This is a genomic window from Streptomyces sp. NBC_01275 (assembly GCF_026340655.1).
Lineage (GTDB): Bacteria > Actinomycetota > Actinomycetes > Streptomycetales > Streptomycetaceae > Streptomyces.
On sequence record NZ_JAPEOZ010000001.1, the window covers coordinates 10,192,257 to 10,211,777 of the forward strand.

Genomic DNA, 19,521 nt, shown 5'->3' on the forward strand with positions numbered 1-19,521 from the left:
TCGGCGCTCGGCATTCGGCTCATCCCTTGACGTACGGTCGCCCGACGGCGGCGGGGCCGCGGACCTGGCCGACCAGCCCCGCGACCGCGAAGATCGTCACGACGTAGGGCAGCATCAGCAGGAAGTCGCTGGGTACGGGGGATCCGAGGATGCCGAGGACGTTCTGCAGGTTGCTGGCGAAGCCGAACAGCAGGGCCGCCAGCGTGGCCCGGGCGGGGTTCCACCGGCCGAAGATGACGGCGGCCAGCGCGATGAACCCGGCCCCGCTGGTGATGTTCTTCGTGAACGAGTTGACCGCGGCGAGGGTGTAGTAGGCACCGCCGAGTCCGGTGACGGCACCGGCGAGCGCCACGTTCCACAGCCGGGTGCGGCTCACGCCGATCCCGACGGTGTCCGCGGCCTGGGGGTGTTCGCCGACGGCCCGCAGCCGCAGGCCCCAGCGCGTCTTGTACAGCCCGAACGTCACGGCCGCGACCGCGACGTACATCAGGTAGACGATCACGGTCTGCCGGAACAGCACCGGTCCGAGGACGGGGATCGCCGACAGCACGGGGATCTCGATGACGGACAGCTGCGGCGCGGTATTCAGCGATTGCGTGTTGCTGACCAGAACGCTGGAGTAGAGGAAGCTCGTCAGTCCTAGGACGAGAGCGTTGAGCACGACTCCGACGATGACCTGGTCCACGAGCGTCCTGATCGCGAACGCGCTGAGGACGAAGGAGACGAGCATCCCGGCGGCCATGGCGGACACCAGGCCCACGACGACCGACCCGGTCGCCGACGCACCGACGGCCGCGACGAACGCGCCGGCCAGCAGCTGCGCCTCGATCGCGATGTTCACGATGCCCACGCGTTCGCAGATCACCCCGCCCAGGGCGCCGAAGATCAACGGCACGCTCAGTGCCAGAGAGCCGCTGAGCAGGGCCACCACAGGAAGCGTGTGACCTGCGGCCGACCAGGAGAGGAAGCCGGTCAGCAGGTCCGCGGCGAACAGGGTGGTCAGCCAGAGCGGGGCGCGGCGACCTCGCTGGACCAGCACGGCGCCGGCCACGCACCCGACGAGGGCGAGGACGACCGTGACGATCGACGTGGTCCGCACGCCGAGCGGCAGGGACGGCAGTTCCAGCCCCTCGGCAGAACCTCCGTGGAAGGTGAACTCCGTGGTTCCGCCGCGTCCGTACACCACCAGGACGAGGAGAGCCGCCAGGGTGAACACGCCGTAGGCGATCGGCACCCGCCAGGAACGGTGAACCGTCAGGGGGGCGCCGGCCGGAGCCTGGCTGGTGGTCGCTTCGACGGTCGTCATGCCGATGCCTCCTTGGTGCGCTGCCGTTGTGCCGCCGTGCCGGGTGCGGGGGTCCGGAAGATCGCCCGGACCAGGGGCGGCGCGGCGATGAAGAGCACGATGACCGCCTGGATGACCTGCACGAGGTCGATCGAGACGCCCTGGGACGCCTGCATGGCGTATCCGCCGGTCTGGAAGACGCCGAACAGGATGCCTGCGGCGAGCACGCCCCCGGGCCGTGACCGGCCGAGCAGGGCGACGGTGATGGCGTTGAAGCCGATGCCCGCGTCGAGGGAGGTGGTGAACCCGGTCGTGGTCTGGCCGAGGACCTGGTAAGCGCCGCCCAGGCCGATGAACAGTCCCGAGATGAGCATGGAGAGCACCACTGTCCGCCGGACGTCGATGCCCGCGGTCCGGGCGGCGTCCGGGTTCTCGCCCACCGCTCGCAGCCGGAACCCCAGGGTCGACCGGCTCAGCAGCCACCATGCGATGCCCACGGCGGCGAGTGCGAACAGGAAGCCGAGGTTGAGCACGGACCCGAACAGGGACGGGAAGACTGCGGTCGGCAGTTCCGGCGGGGAGACCGGGTTGCTCGAATCCGGCGTCTGGAGCAGGGAGGTGTGCAGGAAGTAGTCGAGGACGTAGAAGGCGACGTAGTTGAGCATGATCGTGAGGATCACCTCGCTCGCGCCGGTGCGTGCCTTGATCACGCCCGCCACCCCGGCCCATATCGCCCCGGCCGCGAGCCCGCCGCCGACCGCGGCCAGGAGATGCAGGCCCGTGGGCAGGTGTACGGCGAACCCGATCCACCCGGCGCCGGCTCCGGAGACGAGGATCTGGCCCTGCCCACCGATGTTGAAAAGTCCGGTCCGGAAGGCGACGGCGCTGCCCAGGCCCGCAGCGATGAGCGGGGTCGCGAACCCCAGGCTGACGAGCAACGGATGGAAGCCCGTGCCGCCGAAGTCGTAGACCCCGCCCTGGAACAGGGCGCTGTAGGCGCCGCCGACCGCGTCGCCGGCCGCCGTGAGCGTGTCCGTCGGGCGGGTGAAGAAGTACGGGAGGGCGGTCTGTACGGCGCTGTCAGTGGCGGCGATCAGGACCGCGACCACGGCGAGCGCGGCCACGACCGCGAGGACCGAGAGGACGACGTTGCCTTCCAGCGCCTGTCGCGCGGCGGTGACCAGACCTGATCCGGTGGTCGGGTCCGCCGGGGCGGGCCCGCTCTTCGGAGGGGGTTCGGCGGTGTCGGTGACGGCCGCGGGTTCCGTGTGCTGTGTCCTGTTCACGCCGCGACCTCCGCGGGCAGTTCTCCGGCCATCATCAGTCCGAGGGTGTCCCGCGGTGTGTCCGCAGGCACGATCCCGACGATCCGGCCCCTGTAGACGACCGCGACGCGGTCGGCGAGTGCGATCACCTCGTCCAGTTCGGTGGAGACGACGATCACCGGCATGCCCGCGTCGCGGGCCGCGATGATCTGCCCGTGGACGAACTCGATGGAACCAACGTCGAGACCGCGGGTCGGCTGCGACGCGATGAACAGTCTTAGGTCGCGGGAGAGTTCACGGGCCAGCACGACCTTCTGCTGGTTGCCGCCGGACAGCCGGCCCACCGCCGTGTCGATGCCCTGCGCACGGATGTCGAACTCGGTGATCTTGCGCCGCGCGAACGCGTTCAGCGCGGCGAGACGGAGGGTGCCGAAACGGGTGAACGGCGACCGGCCCGACCGGTTCAGCATGAGGTTCTCGGCGATGCTGAACTCCGGGACGAGCCCATCGCGCTGACGGTCCTCCGGCACGAACCCGACGCCCATCTCGACGACTTGGGCGACGGACTTGCCGGTCAGCGGGGTGCCGTACAGGGTGACGCTGCCGGTCAGCCGGTCCTGCAGTCCGAAGATCGCCTCGGTCAGTTCCGTCTGCCCATTGCCTTGTACGCCGGCGATGGCGAGTACCTCGCCTGCGTGGACGGTGAAGGTCACGTCGTCCACGACCGGGCTGCCGCCCCGGTCGAAGACACTCAGTCCGTCCACGACCAGCGCCGCATCCCCATGTTTCGGCGGCTCCTTGCTGACGGTGAGCGCCACGCTGCGGCCCACCATCATCATGGCCAACTCGGCGTTGGACGCCTCCGGTTCGGCTTCGCCGACGACCTGCCCGAGGCGGATGACGGTGATCCGGTCGGCGACCTCGCGGACCTCCCGCAGCTTGTGGGTGATGAAGACGACGGCGGTTCCCGCAGCCTTCAACTGCCGCATGATCGCCATTAGTTCATCGGTCTCCTGCGGAGTGAGCACGGCGGTCGGCTCGTCGAACACCAGCACCTTGGCGTCCCGGGAGAGCGCCTTGACGATCTCCACCCGCTGCTGCACGCCCACCGGAAGCTCGTCGATCCTCGCGTTCGGGTCGATGTCGAACCCGAAACGGTCCGAGATCTCGCGGACCTTGGCCCGGGCGGCCGGCAGATCCAGCCGACCGCCGAACCGAGTCGACTCGTGGCCGAGCATCACGTTCTCGGCGACCGTGAAGACGGGCACGAGCATGAAGTGCTGGTGCACCATGCCGATACCCGCTCTCATGGCGTCCCCGGGTCCCACGAACCGCTGCTCCTGGCCGTCGAGCAGGATCTGCCCCTCGTCGGTCTGGAGGAGGCCGTAGAGGATGTTCATCAGGGTCGACTTTCCGGCCCCGTTCTCGCCCAGGAGGCAGTGGATCTCCCCGGGCTCGACCACGAGGTCGATGTGGTCGTTCACCGTGAGCGTGCCGAACCGCTTGGTGATGCCGCGTAGTTCCAGTCGCATCAGATCTTCACCTGTTACTTGGTGAGCGCGGACGGTGAGGAGACGTCGATCGAGCCGTCAATGATCCCCTTGCGGACTTCGGCCAGTTCGTCGGCCAGCCCGGACGGCACCTTGGCAGCGAAGTCGTGGAAGGGGGCGATGTCGACTCCGCCGTTCTTCAGCGTTCCGACGTACTGCGTGTTGTCGAAGGTCTTGCCGCTCGCCGACGCGAGCACCGCGTCCTCGGTGGCGGTCTTGATCTTCTTCAGGATCGAGGTGAGGAAGAGGTCCTTGTAACCGTTGGTGTCCGTGGTGTAGATGTCCGCGTCGACACCTTCGAGCACCTGGGTCCCGCCGTTGCTGCGGATCGCGGCGGCAGCGCCCTGGTACAGCGGTCCGGCGACCGGGATGACGACGTCCGCGTCCTGGCTCAGGAAGTTCGAGGTAATCGTCTTGGCCTTGTTCTGGTCCGTGAAGTCGCCTGAGAACGTGCCGCTCTGCTTCTTCGTGTTCCAGCCCAGCAGCTTCACGTCGGTGTGGTGCTGGGAGTTGTAGTAGGCGATGCCGTCGGCTATGCCGTCCATGTACAGCGTGACCGGCGGGATCTGCATACCACCCCAGGTTGCCACGGTCCTGGTCTTCGAGTACGCGGCGGCCACGTAACCGCCCAGGAAGGCGGCCTCGTTGGTCGCGAAGACAACGGGTTTAACGTTCTTCGCCTTGATCGAGTTGTCGTCGATCATGAGGAAGTCGTTCGAGGAGTTCTTAACGGCCGCCGCCTTCACCGCGCTCACCAGGTTGAACCCGGCCGCCGCAATGACGTCGCACTTCTGGGCGATGAGGTTGCCGATGTTCGACGCGTAGTCGTTCGAGGTGGCGGACTCGACCGACTTGTAGGTGTTCCCCAGCTTCTTGGCGGCGGCCTGCACCCCTTCGAGGCCGAGTTGGTTGAAGGAGCGGTCGTTGAAGCCTCCGCTGTCGGAGACAATGCACGGCCGATAGCCCGAGGCCGCGGTGCCGGCGGCGCCGCTCGCCTTGGTACTGGGAGCCGCGGAACAACCGGCGAGCAGGGAGACCGCGGCGACGGCTCCCATCGCGACACTTGCCTTGGAGCGGGACATGGGTCCTCCGGCGGGACGGGGCTGCCTGACACGGCAACGGGGAAGCGGCGCGTCGAAGAGGAACGCAACCGATGGGGGCGTCCAGGTCCTCAAGGGGTGAACGCCTGGAGTGCACCGATAATCGGCCCGCCTTCCATTGGAGTCAAGCGTTTGATGTCACAGCGAAGAAACGAAATCAAACGGTTAACGTCTTCTGGGTCGATGCCGCCCCCCTCTCGATACGATGTGCTCATGCCACGCACGCAGCGCCGATCAGGAGAGCCCCGAGTCACCGCCGCCCACGTCGCCGAGCGTGCGGGGGTGTCCGTGGGTGCGGTGTCGCTCGTGGTGAACGGCAAGGCCGCCGGCCGGGTGTCACCCGCCGTGGCGGAGCGGATCCGGGAGGCCGTGCGCGAGCTCGGCTACGTGGTGGACCAGTCCGCCAGCCTGCTCTCGTCGGGGTCGAGCAGGACGATCCTGCTCGTTGCCCCCGACCTGTCCAACCCGTTCTACGGCAGCGTCATCCGCGGCGTGCGGCGCGCGCTGGGCGAGACCTACCAGCTGCTCCTGCCGGTGTCCGACTTCGGCCGCACCGACCAGGCGGAGGACCTGAGGCGGCTGAAGGGCCTACGGGCCGCCGGGGTCCTCATCGGATCCCCCAGCCCCGAGTCCCTCACAGAGGCCACAACGACGCCCCCCACAGTCCTGGTGGACTCGGCCGGACTCCAGGGCGGCGTCGCCGCCGTCAACCTCGACGTGGCGACCGGGGCCCGCGAACTTGCGCGCCACCTCGCCTCCATCGGCCACCGGCACGTCGGCTACCTCGACAACGAAACGGCCTCGGCCACCTTCGTCTCCCGCAGCAAGGCCTTCTGGGAGACCGCGGCCGAGCTCGGCGTGAGCGAGGCCGTGCCGCGAGCGTACGGCTTCGTGGAACTCGAAGCGGCCGCGGAGACGTTCCGCGAGGTATGGCCCGCATGGCACACAGCGGGTGTCACCGCTGTCGTGTGCAGCACCGACGTGCAAGCCTACGGTGTCCTTCTCGCGGCCCAGGACATGGGCATCGACGTGCCCGGGCGGCTCGCCGTCGCAGGGTTCGACGACCTGCCGTACTCGAAGATCAGCCGGCCGGCGCTCACGACCGTGGCACTGCCCGGCGACGAGCTGGGATTCCTCGCGGGATCACTGCTCCGTTCGATCATCGACGGCGACGACCCCGGCGAGCCTCTGCGCACCGTCCCGGGCAGTCTGGTGATCCGGGAGTCGACGGCCGCGCCGGTCCCGGACACGACGGGTCGGTAGCGCCGGACCTTCCGGGGCAGGGCGCCTTGCGCGGCCTGAACACCTGCACACCGCCGTAGCGCCGCCGTCGGCCCCGGACGGAAACCCTCTGAGCCCCCGCGCGCGAGTTCCGTACGCCGTCCCCGACGCCCGCTCGCCGACGTCGGCCGATCCACCCCTTGCTCACCAGGCATCAAACGCTTAACATCGCCAAGTCAAACGCTTAACGTTACTCCCCTGACCATCAGGAGCTTCGATGACGGTTCGCATCGCCCTGTCACAGACCGGCTGGACTGGCGACAAAGCCTCAATGCTTGACAAACACGAGGGCTTCGCCCGTGACGCCGCGGCTGCTGGCGCCCAGATCATCTGTTTCCAGGAGCTGTTCTACGGCCCCTACTTCGGCATCACGCAGGACCAGAAGTACTACGAGTACGCCGAGGCCGCGGACGGCCCGATCGTCCGGCGCTTCGCCGAACTTGCCAGGGAACTCGGCCTGGTGATGGTCCTCCCGATCTACGAGGAGGACCAGCCCGGCGTCTACTACAACACCGCGGTCGTCGTGGACGCCGACGGCACGGTCCTCGGCAGGTACCGTAAGCACCACATCCCGCACCTGGACCGGTTCTGGGAAAAGTTCTACTTCCGGCCGGGCAACCTGGGCTACCCGGTCTTCGAGACCGCGGTCGGCAAGATCGGCGTCAACATCTGCTACGACCGCCACTTCCCGGAGGGCTGGCGCGCGCTCGGCCTCGGCGGCGCGGAGATCGTCTTCAACCCCAACGCCTCCAAGCCCGGCCTCTCGAACCGGCTCTGGGAGCTCGAACAGCCCGCGGCAGCCGCAGCGAACGGCTACTTCGTCGCCGTACCCAACCGTGTCGGACGTGAGGACAACGAGTACGGGGAGCTGGCCGTCGACTTCTACGGCACCTCGTATGTGGCCGACCCGCTGGGCAACTTTGTGGGCGAGAAGGGCAGTTCGACCTCGGAGGAGCTGCTCCTGCGCGACCTGGACATGGACCTGATCCGCAAGGTGCGCAACGACTGGCAGTTCTACCGCGACCGCCGGCCGGAAGCCTACGGCGCCATCGTCGCGCCGTAAGCGGGGACGGCGATGAAGACGCTGATCAAGAACGGCACGGTCGTGAACGCGACCGGTACGGCCCGCGCGGACGTCCTGATCGACGGCGAGACGATCGCCGCCGTCCTGGTGCCCGGTTCGCGGCTGCTCGGAGTGGAGTTGGAGGCCCGGGTCGACACGGTGATCGACGCGTCCGGGAAGTACGTGGTCCCCGGCGGTGTCGACGCCCACACGCACATGGAGATGCCGTTCGGCGGCACCTTCGCGAGCGATACCTTCGAGACCGGGACCCGGGCCGCGGCCTGGGGCGGTACGACGACCATCGTGGACTTCGTCGTCCAGTACCCGGACCAGAACATCCTCGACCAGTACCACCTCTGGCACGAGAAAGCGGCCGGCAACTGCGCGGTCGACTATGGCTTCCACCAGATCCTGAGCGATGTCCAGGACTCATCGCTCACCGCCATGGACGAGCTGATCGCCGAGGGCGTCACCAGCTTCAAGCTTTTCATGGCGTACAAGGGCGTGTTCCTGTCCGACGACGGGCAGATTTTGCGCGCCTTCCAGAAGGGCGCGGACAACGGCGCGCTGATGATGGTGCACGCCGAGAACGGCGCCGTGATCGACGTACTCGTCCAGCAGGCCCTCGCCGCCGGGCGGACCATGCCGTACCACCACGGGCTCACCCGGCCCTGGCAGGCCGAGGCGGAGGCGACACACCGCGCGATCATGCTCGCCGACCTCACCGGCGCGCCCCTGTACGTGGTGCATGTGAGCGCCAAGCAGGCCGTCGAGCAGATCGCGGCGGCACGCGACCGGGGCCAGAACGTGTTCGGCGAGACCTGCCCTCAGTACCTGTACCTCTCCCTGGAGGAGCAGTTGGGCGCGCCCGGCTTCGAGGGCGCCAAGTGGGTGTGCTCCACCCCGCTGCGCGCGCGGGCGGAGGGCCACCAGGACCACATGTGGCAGGCGCTGCGCACCAACGACATCCAGCTGGTCTCCACCGACCACTGCCCGTTCTGCATGAAGGGCCAGAAGGACCTGGGGATCGGGGACTTCTCGAAGATCCCCAACGGCATCGGCTCGGTCGAGCACCGCATGGACCTGCTCTACCAGGGCGTCGTCGACGGCCGGATCTCACTGCCCCGTTGGGTCGAGATCAGCTCGACCACCCCGGCCCGGATGTTCGGGATGTACGGGAAGAAGGGGGTGATCCAGCCGGGTGCCGACGCCGATGTCGTCGTCTACGACCCGAACGGTCACACCTCCATCGGCGTGGGCGCGACCCACCACATGAACATGGACCACTCGGCCTGGGAGGGCTTCGAGATCGACGGCCACGTCGACACCGTGCTCTCGCGCGGCAAGGTCGTCGTCGACGGCGGCACCTACCTCGGCACCAAGGGCCACGGCCGGTACGTCAAGCGCGGCCTGAGCCAGTACCTCGTCTGAAGCGGAGAACACCATCATGGATTTCGGCGTCGTCGTACAGACCAACCCGCCGGCCGCGCGTACCGTCGCGCTCGCCGAACTCGCCGAACAACACGGGTTCAGTCACTTCTGGACCTTCGACTCCCACATTCTCTGGCAGGAGCCGTACGTCATCTACTCGCAGATCCTGGCGAGGACATCGCGGATCACCGTCGGACCGATGGTCACCAACCCCGCCACCCGCGACTGGGCCGTCACCGCGTCGCTCTACGCGACGCTCAACGACATGTACGGCAACCGCACCGTCTGCGGGATCGGCCGCGGCGACTCGGCTGTGCGGGTGGCCAACAACTCCCCCACCACACTCAAGGCGTTGCGGGAGGCCGTCCATGTCATTCGCGAGCTCGCGAACTCACGGACCGTCGAGTACAACGGCGCCACCCTCCAGTTCCCGTGGAGCCGTGGCTCCCACCTCGATGTCTGGGTCGCGGCGTACGGGCCGCTCGCCCTCAAACTCGCAGGCGAGGCCGGCGACGGCTTCATCCTCCAGCTCGGCGACGTCGACATCGCCGCCTGGATGATCCGCACGGTCCGGGCGGCGGCACAGGCCGCCGGACGCGACCCGAAGGAGGTGAAGTTCTGCGTCGCCGCCCCCATGTACGTCACCGACGGCACCGAGGCCGGTCTGGCACACGCACGCGAGCAGTGCCGCTGGTTCGGCGGCATGGTCGGCAACCATGTCGCGGACATCGTCGCCAAGTACGGTTCGGACGGTGCGATCCCGCAGGCGCTGACCGACTACATCAAGGGCCGCGAGTCGTACGACTACAACGAGCACGGCCGTGCCGGCAACACCCACACCTCATTCGTTCCCGACGAGATCGTCGACCGGTTCTGCATTCTCGGCACCGCCGAGGAGCACATCGCCAAACTGAAGCAGCTCGAAGAACTTGGTGTCGACCAGTTCGCGGGTTACCTCCAGCACGACAACAAGGAGGAAACGCTGCGCGTGTACGGCGAGGCGATCATGCCAGTCCTGCGCAGCGGGAGGCTCGCCAAGGCGTGAGCCCGACCTCGACGCCGCTGCCGTTGCGATCGCCCGGGACATCGGCTCCCGTGCCGTGCGCGTCCGATCCATCCCTGGTGAGGCAGTCGGCGCGCGGGCGGTGGGTGTCTTCCTGTCGGGGGCCTTCCTGGCCCCGTTCCGAGCCCTGCGCTCGATGGCCCTGATAGAACGCCCCGCGCACCGGCGCTCTCGGCGACTACCAGCCTTCCTTATTCAAGCAAAGAAGCCTTATTATGGTAAGCATGATGCTGACGCAACGGGAGCGCGAGATCCTGACACTCTTGCGGCGTGACCCACTGGCCGGGCCTCAAGCTCTGGCCGATGCGTTGGGCACGACCCGCACCGCAGTGAACGTCCACCTCTCCAACCTCGGAAAGAAGGGCGCCATCCTGGGGCGCGGATACATCGTGCGCCCGGAGAACGCGGTGGTCGTGGTCGGCGGGGCGAACATGGACCACAAGGTGCGCAGTCTGGCACCGGTGACCCGGCACACCAGCAACCCCGGCCGCTCACACACCAGTCCGGGCGGAGTCGGGCGCAACATCGCCGAGAATCTCGCCCGGCTGGGTACGCCGACCCACCTGATCGCCGCCATCGGCCGGGACCCGGCCGGCGAATCTCTGTTGCGCGACACCCAGGCCGCAGGGGTGCAGACCGACCATGTCCACCTCAGCACCCATCCCACCGGCACCTACACCGCCGTCCTGGACGCGGACGGCGACCTGCTGGTGGCCGTCTCGGACATGACGGCCACGGACGAACTGTCTCCCGCCGATCTTCACCACATCCGAGAACTGGTGGCCGGCGCCGCCATGCTGGTGCTCGACGGCAACCTCGCCACGGCGACGCTCAACTACGTCGTAGAGCTGGCCAAGGCGGCCGACGTTCCGGTGGTGATCGACCCGGTGAGCGTCCCCAAGGCAGCGCTGCTGGGTCCCGGGATCGTCCCAGAGCGGCCGTACTTCGCCGTCACGCCCAACAAGGACGAGCTCCAGGCGCTGGTGGACCTGCCCGTCGGCACCGACAAGGAGATACTGTCCGCCGCCGCCGCACTGCACGACCGGGGTGTCAGCCACGTCTGGGTGCGGCTCGGCCCCGGGGGAAGCCTGCTGAGCAGCGCGGGCCAGGGCCACACCTTCCTGCCCGCGCCCCGGACCGAGGTCGTGGACGTCACCGGCGCCGGAGACTCCATGCTCGCCGCCTTCGTCCACGCCGTCCTGGGCGGCGCCGAGCCCATCGAGGCCGCGCGCTTCGGCCACGCCGCCGCCGCGCTCACCGTCGCCGCCACCACGACCGTACGACCCGACCTGACCCCGCGCCTCGTCGAGGACGCACTGAACCACTCTTACGGAGACTGAGATGACCACGCACCACCCCATGCTGACGATCACCGACGAGGTCCGGGACGCCCTGCACGACGGCCGCCCGGTCGTCGCCCTGGAGAGCACGATCATCAGCCATGGCATGCCTTATCCCCAGAACGTGGAGATGGCCACCGAGGTCGAGAAGATCGTCCGGGACAACGGCGCGGTTCCGGCGACCATCGCGGTGCTGCACGGCAGGCCCCGGATCGGTCTGGAGGCCGACGATCTCGAACTCCTGGCGACCAGCCCCGATGTCGCCAAGGTCAGTGTCCGCGACCTCGGACACGTCGTCGCCCGGGGCGCCCACGGCGCGACGACGGTGGCGAGCACGATGCGCCTGGCGGCACTCGCCGGGATCCCCGTCTTCGTGACCGGCGGTATCGGCGGGGCGCACCGGGGCGCCCCCGCCAGCTTCGACACCAGCGCCGATCTCACCGAACTCGCCACGTCTCCCGTCGCAGTGGTCAGCGCGGGTGTGAAGAGCATCCTCGACATCGCGCTGACCCTGGAAACCCTGGAGACCCTGGGCGTCCCGGTCATCGCCTACGGCACGGACGAGTTCCCCTCCTTCTACTCCCGGACCAGCGGCCACACCTCGCCCCTGCGCTCCGACTCCCCCGAGGAGATCGCCGCGGTGATGCGAGCCCACTGGGAACTGGGCGCCACCGGCGGCCTGAACATAGCCAACCCGATCCCCGAGTCCGACGAGATCCCCGCCGAGCGTATCGAGGGGATCATCCAGCAGGCCCTCGCCTCAATGGACAAGGTCGGCATCGGCGGCAAGGAGGCTACCCCGTACCTCCTGGGCAAGATCGTCGAACTCACCGGGGGCGAGAGCCTTCGCGCGAACATCGCCTTGGTCAACAACAACGCCCGCCTGGGTGCCCGTATCGCGGTGGCGTTCACTCAGAAGTAACTGCCAGCACGCCACCCCCTCGCCTCGGCCTCAAGACAAGGTGACCAGGCGGCCTCGGTGGCCGACCACAGACGTCGGTCGGCCACCGGGGCGGAATATAGGAAGCGACGGTGAATGCTCACATCCCTTGCTTGTAAATCTGTATGACAGGCACCACCTCTGTTGATCCGGACCCGTTGGCTAGCTCTGCCCCATCGAATCGGTGGACAGGCGCATCGCATCGAACACTCCAGAACTGTTTCGAGGTGCCTTAGCAGTACGGCCTTAACAGCATGGCCAAGGATAAATTCCTGCCGTGAACAGGTTACTGGGCGGCATGGAGGGCGATCTCCGCTACCTTTAGCTGGGGTTTTCCGTCGCTGACCCAAAGCAGCAACCAACGAGCCCTCCTAAGGCCATTCTCTTTCGACGCCTTAGCTGCACTACGAAGGACATAGAGAGAGTGCGCACAAGCTAAATCGTCGCAGAGTCCAAGCATAGGAAGCAACCATTTCATGGATTGGCGTCACCTAGCTGAGTGCCGCAATGAACCCGACCTCTTCTTCCCCGCTGACGAGACCCCTGAATCCTCACAGGCCAGCCAAGCTGTCAGGATCTGCCGACGCTGCCCCGTCGCTGCGGCTTGCCTCAACTGGGCACTAAAGATCAACCAGCAGTCTGGTATCTGGGGCGGTCACACCACTGAAGAACGCAACGCCATGAAACGTAAGATCTACCGAGCACGCTGGCTCGCCAATCGAAGACACCAATCGGTTTGAAACGTGAATTGAACCGCTTCGGGATCGGTGGAGGCTCTATGCGTTGGCTCCAGCCGCCGGTTGGATCTGGTATTGAGCGTAGTAGTTGGTCTCGTGCTCATGGGGTGGGATGTCTCCGATCGCTGTGTGGAGGCGCTGGTTGTTGAACCAGTCGACCCATTCCGCGGTGGCGAGCTCGATGTCGGCGAGGCCGTGCCAGGGCTTGCGGGGCTTGATCAGCTCCGTTTTGTAGAGGCCGATCTGGGACTCCATGAGCGCGTTGTCCGAGGCGCCACCGACGGTGCCTATCGAGGCGTCGATGCAGGCGTCGATGCAGGCGTCGAGGAGGCGTGCGGTGAACGCGAATGATGTGTACTGCCCAGACTCAACCGGTCGTCGCAACACCAGCCTTCGCGCGGTGAGGTGCGAGGTGACCGCGCCGGTCAGCAGAGCTGGGTTGGATTCCAGGGCCCAGGCAAGTTTCCGCTGGTAGGAGCGACGAGGTGCCGATCGGCGGACCGCCTCGGAGGCCGTCTCCCGTTCGGCCTGCGGATCCAGTTCAGCGATCAGGGCGCCGATCACTGCGATGGGGTCGCGTCCGTCGTCGTCCGGGCACTTGCCGCATCGTGGCCGCCCGGTCCGGTCGCGTGAAGCGACCCGTCGGGTGATTCCGCAGGCAGCACACGGCTCGGGCTGTGGCGGCCCGCAGTTCCAGCAGTACCAGTCCTGGCCGCGGCGCTGGAGCGTTCGTACCTGCCTGCCGCATTCGGCGCAACACGGCGGTGAGACCGTCTGAGCCCCGGCCTCAAGCAGGGCGATGAGCAGGTCGCCGACGGCCCTGGGCGCCGGCGAGCGACCGTCGTTCAGCACGCGAGGATGCTCAGTGAGATGTGCCGCGAGGAGGCGTGACTTCGAGCGTCCGCCCGCGACGCTGGCGACCACGGCACGGATCCGGTCCGGCTCCAGCTGATGTTCGATGGCCGCGACTAGTTAGATCCACTAACGGTCAAGGCGTGAATCTTCGCTGACGCCGAATTCCCTGATGGCCGCTCACCAGGTGCGCGACTACCTTGCATTCTGCCAGGAATAGGAGGAAAGGCGAGTAACTAGTCGTGCGAGAACTCCAGACCCTTCTCGCCGCCTGGGCCGGTGCCTGTCCCACCTGCCACCGCGACATACCCACACCGATACGGACCTGACCAAGCCCTACTAGCGAGCCCCCGCCGAACAGTACGAGTGATACGGCTGCTGCCGCATGGATCCGCTTCCAGATCACGATGATCCTGTCTTTTTCGTTCCGGTCCCGGTTTTCGGGTCCTCGGTCGGTGGGTCGGCTTGGGCACCGGATAGGAGAAGGTGGCTCCACGCGTCTCTGGCCGGCGTCCGGTAATCCGTGATCCGACGCCGGTTGCGGTGGCTGCCGCGGGAGCATCGGCAGTCACAGCCGTCGACGTGAAACTCGTGGGCCCCGCTCGTCGTTGCATCACACCCCGCGATGACGGAGGCCGCACAGCGCGATCAAGAACTCCAGGCCCACCCTCGGACAAGGGTGATTCGAGCCTCCCGCGGTGGACTCAACCACGAACGACATCGCGAACATCGACCGAGCCACTGCCGGAACCACCCCGGACCGGAACGATCTCTGCATGCAATGATGTGGGCGAGATTGAGCGTCAGAAGCCATCCGGGGGGGAGACCCAATGATCGGGACAGTGTTTCGAAGCGAAGACGTCCCTGCCGAAGACCGGTTCGACGTCTGGCGTGAACAAATCGACCCGACGCGCCCGAGCGACGCGACCAGCATCCACGCCCCCGACTTCTGGGCGACGGCCCATCTCATGGAGATGGGCCCGGTGGCGGTCATGTCGGTGTCCGCCTTGCCGACAAACTACCGGCGAAGCCCGAAGATGATCCGCCAGTCCGACCCCGAGCGGTATCACCTCACACTCTTGCTCGATGGAGCACTGGCTCTCGAACATGCCAATCGGAGTGACGTGTTCAGCTCTTTGGACCTGCACGTCGTCGACAGCTCTCACCCGTATGACCTGCGAGCGACGGACGACCGGCAGCGCCGTGCGGTCAAGGGGATCGGGATAGACTTCTCCAAGGCGTCTCTGCCCATGCCGCCTGACCGGATTCAGTCATTGCTGGGCAGGAGGCTGCCAGGCCAGGAGGGCGTCGGCGCGTTACTGACGGAGTTCCTCATCAGCATTGGCCGGCAGGCCGAAACCCTCCAGCCGTGCGACGCACCCAGCCTTGGTACGGTCCTGCTCGATCTTGTGTCCGCATGGTTCGCTTCCCTGGTGAACGCGGAGGCCACACTGCCGCCCGAGACCCACCAACGGGTCACGGCCGAACGTGTCCAGGCATTCATCTGGAAAAACCTGCGCGACCCGGAACTGACACCGACAGCGATCGCTGCCGCGCACCACATCTCTCTCAGTTATCTGCACCGGATCTTTCAGCAGTCGCCCGGAGAACCAGTCGCCACCTGGATCCGCAACCGGCGGCTGGAGGGTGCCCACTGTGACCTTGCCAACCCGTCCTTGCATAACCGGCCGATCCACGCCATCGCCGCCTACTGGTGCTTCCCCCGCGCTTCCGACTTTGCCCGCGCCTTCCGCAACGCCTACGGGCTCTCACCCCAGCAGCACCGGTCGCAGGCACTGTCCGAGCACGTCACGACGTAGACGTTCCCGTCCACTTCTGCGAGCCCGCCAGCCCCTGGCAACGCGGATCGAACGAGAACACGAACGGCTTGCTGCGCACACACTTCCCCAAGAGCACCGACCTGTCCGACTTCGGTGCCGAGGACCTTACTTTCGTCGCCGCCGAACTCAACAGCCGCCCGCGCAAGACCCTCAGCTGGAAAACCCCTGCACCTCTTCGCCAAGCTCGTCGTAACACTGGAATGATCACCGTGTTGCGACGATGCGGAATCCGCCTATGCAGGGTTCTACACCACGAGGCAGCGGCCTCCGATACATGCCATTTACTCTCTGTAACCATGATCTGGTTAGGGCGACGGACGGGAGCCGAAGTCAGGTGGTGCAACCGCTGACGCAGCAGAGGCAGCATTCTGGTCCCAGTCGGCTCTCCATGCGGCGGCAGCCCGGACACCACTAACGGGTCGGGCTGCCGCTCTCCCTTGCTCGACGTTCACTTGCAGGTCTGCGTTACGTGGCGACGGGCAAGGTCGTCAGGAGAGGCCTAGGCCTGGCTCCAGTAGGCTTCCCGCCCGCCAGTGCAGACGACGTCCACCTCATTGAAGTTCTGCTGCGTGTTGCTGCTGAACTTCCCGGAGCCGATGGTCCCCACGTAGCTGAAAACGTCCAGGGTGGAAGTCCCCGCGTACAGATCGGCCTTCACAGGCGAGTTGTTCACATACGAATAGATGTGGTACGGGCCGTCCAGCTGGTAGTGGGCGAGCTGGAAACACTCGTAGGTCTTCCCGGTCGTGAGCTTGGGCACGTTGAACTGGGTGCCGGCGTACAAGCAGAGGTTGCCCTGCGCGCATCCACCGATAGCCGCTGATGCCGGAGTTGCCGTGGCGACGGTTCCTCCTGCCACCAGAGCCACGGAAGCCAGCAGAGCGGCCGAACTCTTCCGCCAGAAACGCATGTTGGTGTCCTTCTCCCGTAACATCCCACCCCGCGATGAGGAGTGGGCCGACAATGCGACCAGACTCTCCGAGCCGACGCCCGATCAAGAATGCCCACGTGCCGTCGGCTTGTGTCGGCAATCCGTCCACAGCTCGTGCGCATAGCGTCTACACCAAGACGTAAGAGGCACGTTTCCCCTTGTCAGCCCCCGTCCCAGCAGCCGGTCAGGTCACGGACAAGGGGGAGTCGTCGCGAATGCCGGGCGGCCGTTCCCCTCGAGCCACGACAACGGCACGACAGCGACAGTCATGCCCAGGGTTGCTGGGCCCACCGATCTTACGAATGATCAGTTCAGACCTACGAAGGAACGTATGGACAGGGTCTCCGGGCCTCACCCGTAGCCTGCTGGGAAGATCGTTCGGCTGAAGCCCCACAGAGCCTTTCGCCGCGTAGGTGACCGCCCTCCACGACCACACCCCTATTTCCCTGCCGCCCCGGGCCGGCGACTCCGCCGCTCGGGGCGGCACCCCGTTCCGCGTCGTTACCTGCGCAGCTCTGCCGACGTTGCAGGCTCATAGACGACTACGACCACCTCGATCTCGACGAGATCGACTTCGCGTCCGCGGAGCACGACACCGAACGCTGGCCTGCTGACGCTCGACGAGGCGCATGATCTGCTTCGAGTGCTGCGCACGGTGGCGCAGGAGGGCGGGGCGGCCTCGGGGGAGGCGGACCGCCTGGTTCGGGAGATCGGCGCCCGCGTGCCCAGAACCTGTTTCATCTCCCGGTAGTCGTGCTCGATGCGCCAGCGCAGCTTGGCCAGCCGCACCAAAGTGGCCAGCGGCATCCCGGAGGACAGGTCGGGCCTTGCCCCCTGATCTTGGACACACGAGACACTGGATCCTGAGGATCTGAGAACGGACATCTCGTGGTCATGAAGAACTATCCGCCGCAGTTCAAGGCGGACGCGGTCGCGCTGTACCAGTCGCGGCCCGAGGCGACGATCCGCCAGGTCGCTGCCGATCTGGGAATCAACCCCGAGACCTTGCGGAACTGGGTCAGGGCAGCCGACGCGAGCCGGCCGCGGGGACGCCGGGCAGAGGCATCCGCCGAGCCGGCGACACCACTGGAGGCGGAGAACGCCGCTCTGCGTAAGAAGGTCCGCGAACTGGAGGAGGAACGCGAGATCCTGCGCAAGGCAGCGAAGTGTTTCGCCGGGGAGACGCGCTGGTGAACCGCTTCCAGTTCGTTGCCGACCACCACCGCCGCTACGGCGTGAAGCGGCTGTGCACCGTCCTGGGCATCGCCCGCTCCAGCTTCTACTACTGGCGCCGGACAGCCGCGGACCGGGCCGCCCGGCAGGCGGCCGACGCCCGCCTCGCCACCCGGATACGGGCGTGCCACCACGAATCAGGCGGCACCTACGGCGACCCCCGGATCACCGCCGAACTCCGCGGCGAGGGTGAGCGCGTCAACCACAAGCGGATCGCACGGGTGATGCGGAGCATCGGCCTGGCGGGCGTGCGGCTGCGTCGCAGGCACCGCACCACTGTCGCGGACCCGGCCTCGGCGAAGGCCCCGGACCTGATCGGCCGCGACTTCACGGCGAGCGAGCCGAACACGAAGTACGTCGGCGACATCGCCTATCTCCCGCTGGACGGCGGGAAGTTCCTGTATTTGGCCACCGTCATCGACCTCGCCTCACGCCGCCTGGCCGGATGGGCGATCGCGGACCACATGCGCACCGATCTCGTCATCGACGCCCTGGCCGCCGCCGAACGGACCCGCGGCAGCCTCACTGGAGCGATCATGCACACCGACCACGGAGCCCAGTACACCAGCCGGGCCTTCGCCGACGCCTGCCGCAAGGCCGGCATCCGCCAGTCCACGAGCGCGATCGGTTCCAGCGCGGACAACGCACTCGCCGAGTCCTTCAACGCAACCTTCAAACGCGAGACGCTCCAGGGCCGCAAGACCTGGCCCGGTGAACGCGAGGCCCGACTGGACGCGTTCGGCTGGCTCAACCGCTACAACACCCGACGCCGTCACTCCTACCTCGGACAACGCAGTCCCATCGCCTACGAGACGACACTCGACACAACACCAACTACCCTGGCCCAAGCCGCATAGCCCGTGTCCAAGATTCCGGGTCAAGGCCCCTGAACTCCGAAGACCGTCAACCCACCCGTCGGTTCAGTGACGGTCCAAGCGGCCCAGTCGCAAGCGCGATGATGGGCACATGTTCTATGCAGACCTCAGCCCATACGCCTACTGGGACGAAGGTGAAGAATTCACCGACCTAACCGACAGCATGCGCCTTGTGAGCTTTCAGCCGGTCTACGAACGATTCAACATAGGCTGGCTGGAAGCAGGCCTCCCTTGGACCAGCGGCCAGGCTCCCCGGGAATTCGGCCGCAAGCTTCTGGCCGTAATCGATGCCCAGCAAGTCAATGTCATGTTGGGCCTGCACGAGTGCGATCTTTGCCCAACACCTCTCCCCGACTCCCACCCCTGGTACACAGCACGCCCGGGAGACCTACGCGCAAGCGCTGGAACCGGCGAGATCCGCGTCCCCGGCAGCCCTGGCACTGTCTTCGCCGCTCCGAGCCTCATCGGCCACTACGTCGTCGACCACAGCTACCTGCCGCCCCAGCCGTTCATCGAGGCAGTCCTTGCCTTCGACCCGTACGGAGCCTGGCAGGCAAGGTTTCCAGGGATCAGGTTCCCGTGGGTACCGGAGGTAGCAGTCCTTCGCCACGTCGACGACGAGTAAGGCCCGCGTCCCGGCGCACCCATCAATGTAGGCGTCCGGCGGGCTCTTGTGCCTCCCGTGCCTCAGGCAGATGTAGAACGCTAAGGTCATCACGCACCACGGACGCTGC

General features: G+C 66.8%; 16 protein-coding genes and 2 pseudogenes. 12 read left to right on the forward strand and 6 right to left on the reverse strand.

Features of this window, described 5'->3' with window-relative positions:
- Window positions 1–19 precede the first annotated feature (19 nt).
- From OG562_RS44820 to OG562_RS44835, 4 genes are read right to left on the reverse strand one after another with little or no spacing between them, the layout of a single operon-like run.
- Entirely contained in the window at window positions 20–1,306 is a 1,287-nt protein-coding gene (locus OG562_RS44820) for an ABC transporter permease (protein WP_266408572.1), read from the reverse strand.
- The gene (locus OG562_RS44825) at window positions 1,303–2,571 is read right to left on the reverse strand and encodes an ABC transporter permease (protein ID WP_266408575.1); all 1,269 of its coding nucleotides are present in this window, start codon (window positions 2,569–2,571) and stop codon (window positions 1,303–1,305) included. The genes OG562_RS44820 and OG562_RS44825 overlap by 4 nt, the downstream gene beginning before the upstream one ends.
- Window positions 2,568–4,082, reverse strand: a complete 1,515-nt coding sequence (locus OG562_RS44830) for an ABC transporter ATP-binding protein (protein ID WP_266408576.1) — start codon at window positions 4,080–4,082, stop codon at window positions 2,568–2,570. The genes OG562_RS44825 and OG562_RS44830 overlap by 4 nt, the downstream gene beginning before the upstream one ends.
- Before the next feature lie 14 nt (window positions 4,083–4,096).
- On the reverse strand, window positions 4,097–5,182 hold the full coding sequence (locus OG562_RS44835; protein ID WP_266408578.1) for a BMP family protein: 1,086 nt from the start codon (window positions 5,180–5,182) through the stop codon (window positions 4,097–4,099).
- Between the two features lie 231 nt (window positions 5,183–5,413).
- Here OG562_RS44835 and OG562_RS44840 point away from each other — a divergent pair, with 231 nt between their 5' ends.
- From OG562_RS44840 to OG562_RS44870, 7 genes are all read left to right on the forward strand, one after another.
- Entirely contained in the window at window positions 5,414–6,463 is a 1,050-nt protein-coding gene (locus OG562_RS44840; RefSeq protein ID WP_266408580.1) for a LacI family DNA-binding transcriptional regulator, read from the forward strand.
- A 235-nt stretch (window positions 6,464–6,698) separates the two neighbouring features.
- Window positions 6,699–7,544: a nitrilase-related carbon-nitrogen hydrolase gene (locus tag OG562_RS44845; protein WP_266408582.1), complete on the forward strand. Its 846-nt coding sequence runs from the start codon at window positions 6,699–6,701 to the stop codon at window positions 7,542–7,544.
- Window positions 7,545–7,556: 12 nt separating this feature from the next.
- Window positions 7,557–8,975, forward strand: a complete 1,419-nt coding sequence (gene hydA, locus OG562_RS44850; RefSeq protein WP_266408584.1) for a dihydropyrimidinase — start codon at window positions 7,557–7,559, stop codon at window positions 8,973–8,975.
- 16 nt (window positions 8,976–8,991) lie between these two features.
- The gene (locus tag OG562_RS44855; protein WP_266408586.1) at window positions 8,992–10,020 is read left to right on the forward strand and encodes a TIGR03842 family LLM class F420-dependent oxidoreductase; all 1,029 of its coding nucleotides are present in this window, start codon (window positions 8,992–8,994) and stop codon (window positions 10,018–10,020) included.
- 242 nt (window positions 10,021–10,262) lie between these two features.
- Window positions 10,263–11,378, forward strand: a complete 1,116-nt coding sequence (locus tag OG562_RS44860; protein ID WP_266408588.1) for a PfkB family carbohydrate kinase — start codon at window positions 10,263–10,265, stop codon at window positions 11,376–11,378.
- Window position 11,379: 1 nt separating this feature from the next.
- Complete coding sequence (locus OG562_RS44865) at window positions 11,380–12,300, forward strand: pseudouridine-5'-phosphate glycosidase (protein ID WP_266408589.1); 921 nt, start codon at window positions 11,380–11,382, stop codon at window positions 12,298–12,300.
- 494 nt (window positions 12,301–12,794) lie between these two features.
- Window positions 12,795–13,058 carry a WhiB family transcriptional regulator gene (locus tag OG562_RS44870; protein WP_266408592.1) on the forward strand — a complete coding sequence of 88 codons (264 nt, stop codon included), beginning with the start codon at window positions 12,795–12,797 and terminating at the stop codon, window positions 13,056–13,058.
- A 36-nt stretch (window positions 13,059–13,094) separates the two neighbouring features.
- Here the strand turns inward: OG562_RS44870 and OG562_RS44875 are convergent.
- A pseudogene (locus OG562_RS44875) lies at window positions 13,095–13,415 on the reverse strand (integrase core domain-containing protein); the annotation flags it as partial.
- A 1,322-nt stretch (window positions 13,416–14,737) separates the two neighbouring features.
- On the opposite strand from OG562_RS44875, the gene OG562_RS44880 reads away from it, so the two are divergent.
- Window positions 14,738–15,727 (forward strand): helix-turn-helix domain-containing protein, encoded by a 990-nt coding sequence (locus OG562_RS44880; RefSeq protein ID WP_266408594.1) that lies wholly within the window; start codon window positions 14,738–14,740, stop codon window positions 15,725–15,727.
- Window positions 15,727–15,918, forward strand: a pseudogene (locus OG562_RS44885) (transposase); the annotation flags it as partial. The gene OG562_RS44880 and the pseudogene OG562_RS44885, both read left to right, overlap by 1 nt.
- Before the next feature lie 329 nt (window positions 15,919–16,247).
- On the opposite strand, the gene OG562_RS44890 reads toward OG562_RS44885, so the two are convergent.
- Window positions 16,248–16,658, reverse strand: coding sequence for a proteinase inhibitor I36 SMPI (locus OG562_RS44890; protein ID WP_266408597.1), 411 nt, complete (start codon window positions 16,656–16,658; stop codon window positions 16,248–16,250).
- A gap of 676 nt (window positions 16,659–17,334) precedes the next feature.
- Here OG562_RS44890 and OG562_RS44895 point away from each other — a divergent pair.
- The 3 genes from OG562_RS44895 (at window position 17,335) to OG562_RS44905 (ending at window position 19,412) form a co-directional block, all read left to right on the forward strand.
- Window positions 17,335–17,430 (forward strand): hypothetical protein, encoded by a 96-nt coding sequence (locus tag OG562_RS44895; RefSeq protein WP_266409855.1) that lies wholly within the window; start codon window positions 17,335–17,337, stop codon window positions 17,428–17,430.
- 137 nt (window positions 17,431–17,567) lie between these two features.
- Window positions 17,568–18,769 (forward strand): IS3 family transposase gene (locus OG562_RS44900; protein WP_266408599.1). Its coding sequence is split into 2 segments (ribosomal slippage): window positions 17,568–17,859 and window positions 17,859–18,769, totalling 1,203 coding nucleotides; the frame shifts between segments, so codons are not numbered across the junction.
- 109 nt (window positions 18,770–18,878) lie between these two features.
- Entirely contained in the window at window positions 18,879–19,412 is a 534-nt protein-coding gene (locus tag OG562_RS44905; protein WP_266408600.1) for a hypothetical protein, read from the forward strand.
- Window positions 19,413–19,521 lie beyond the last annotated feature (109 nt).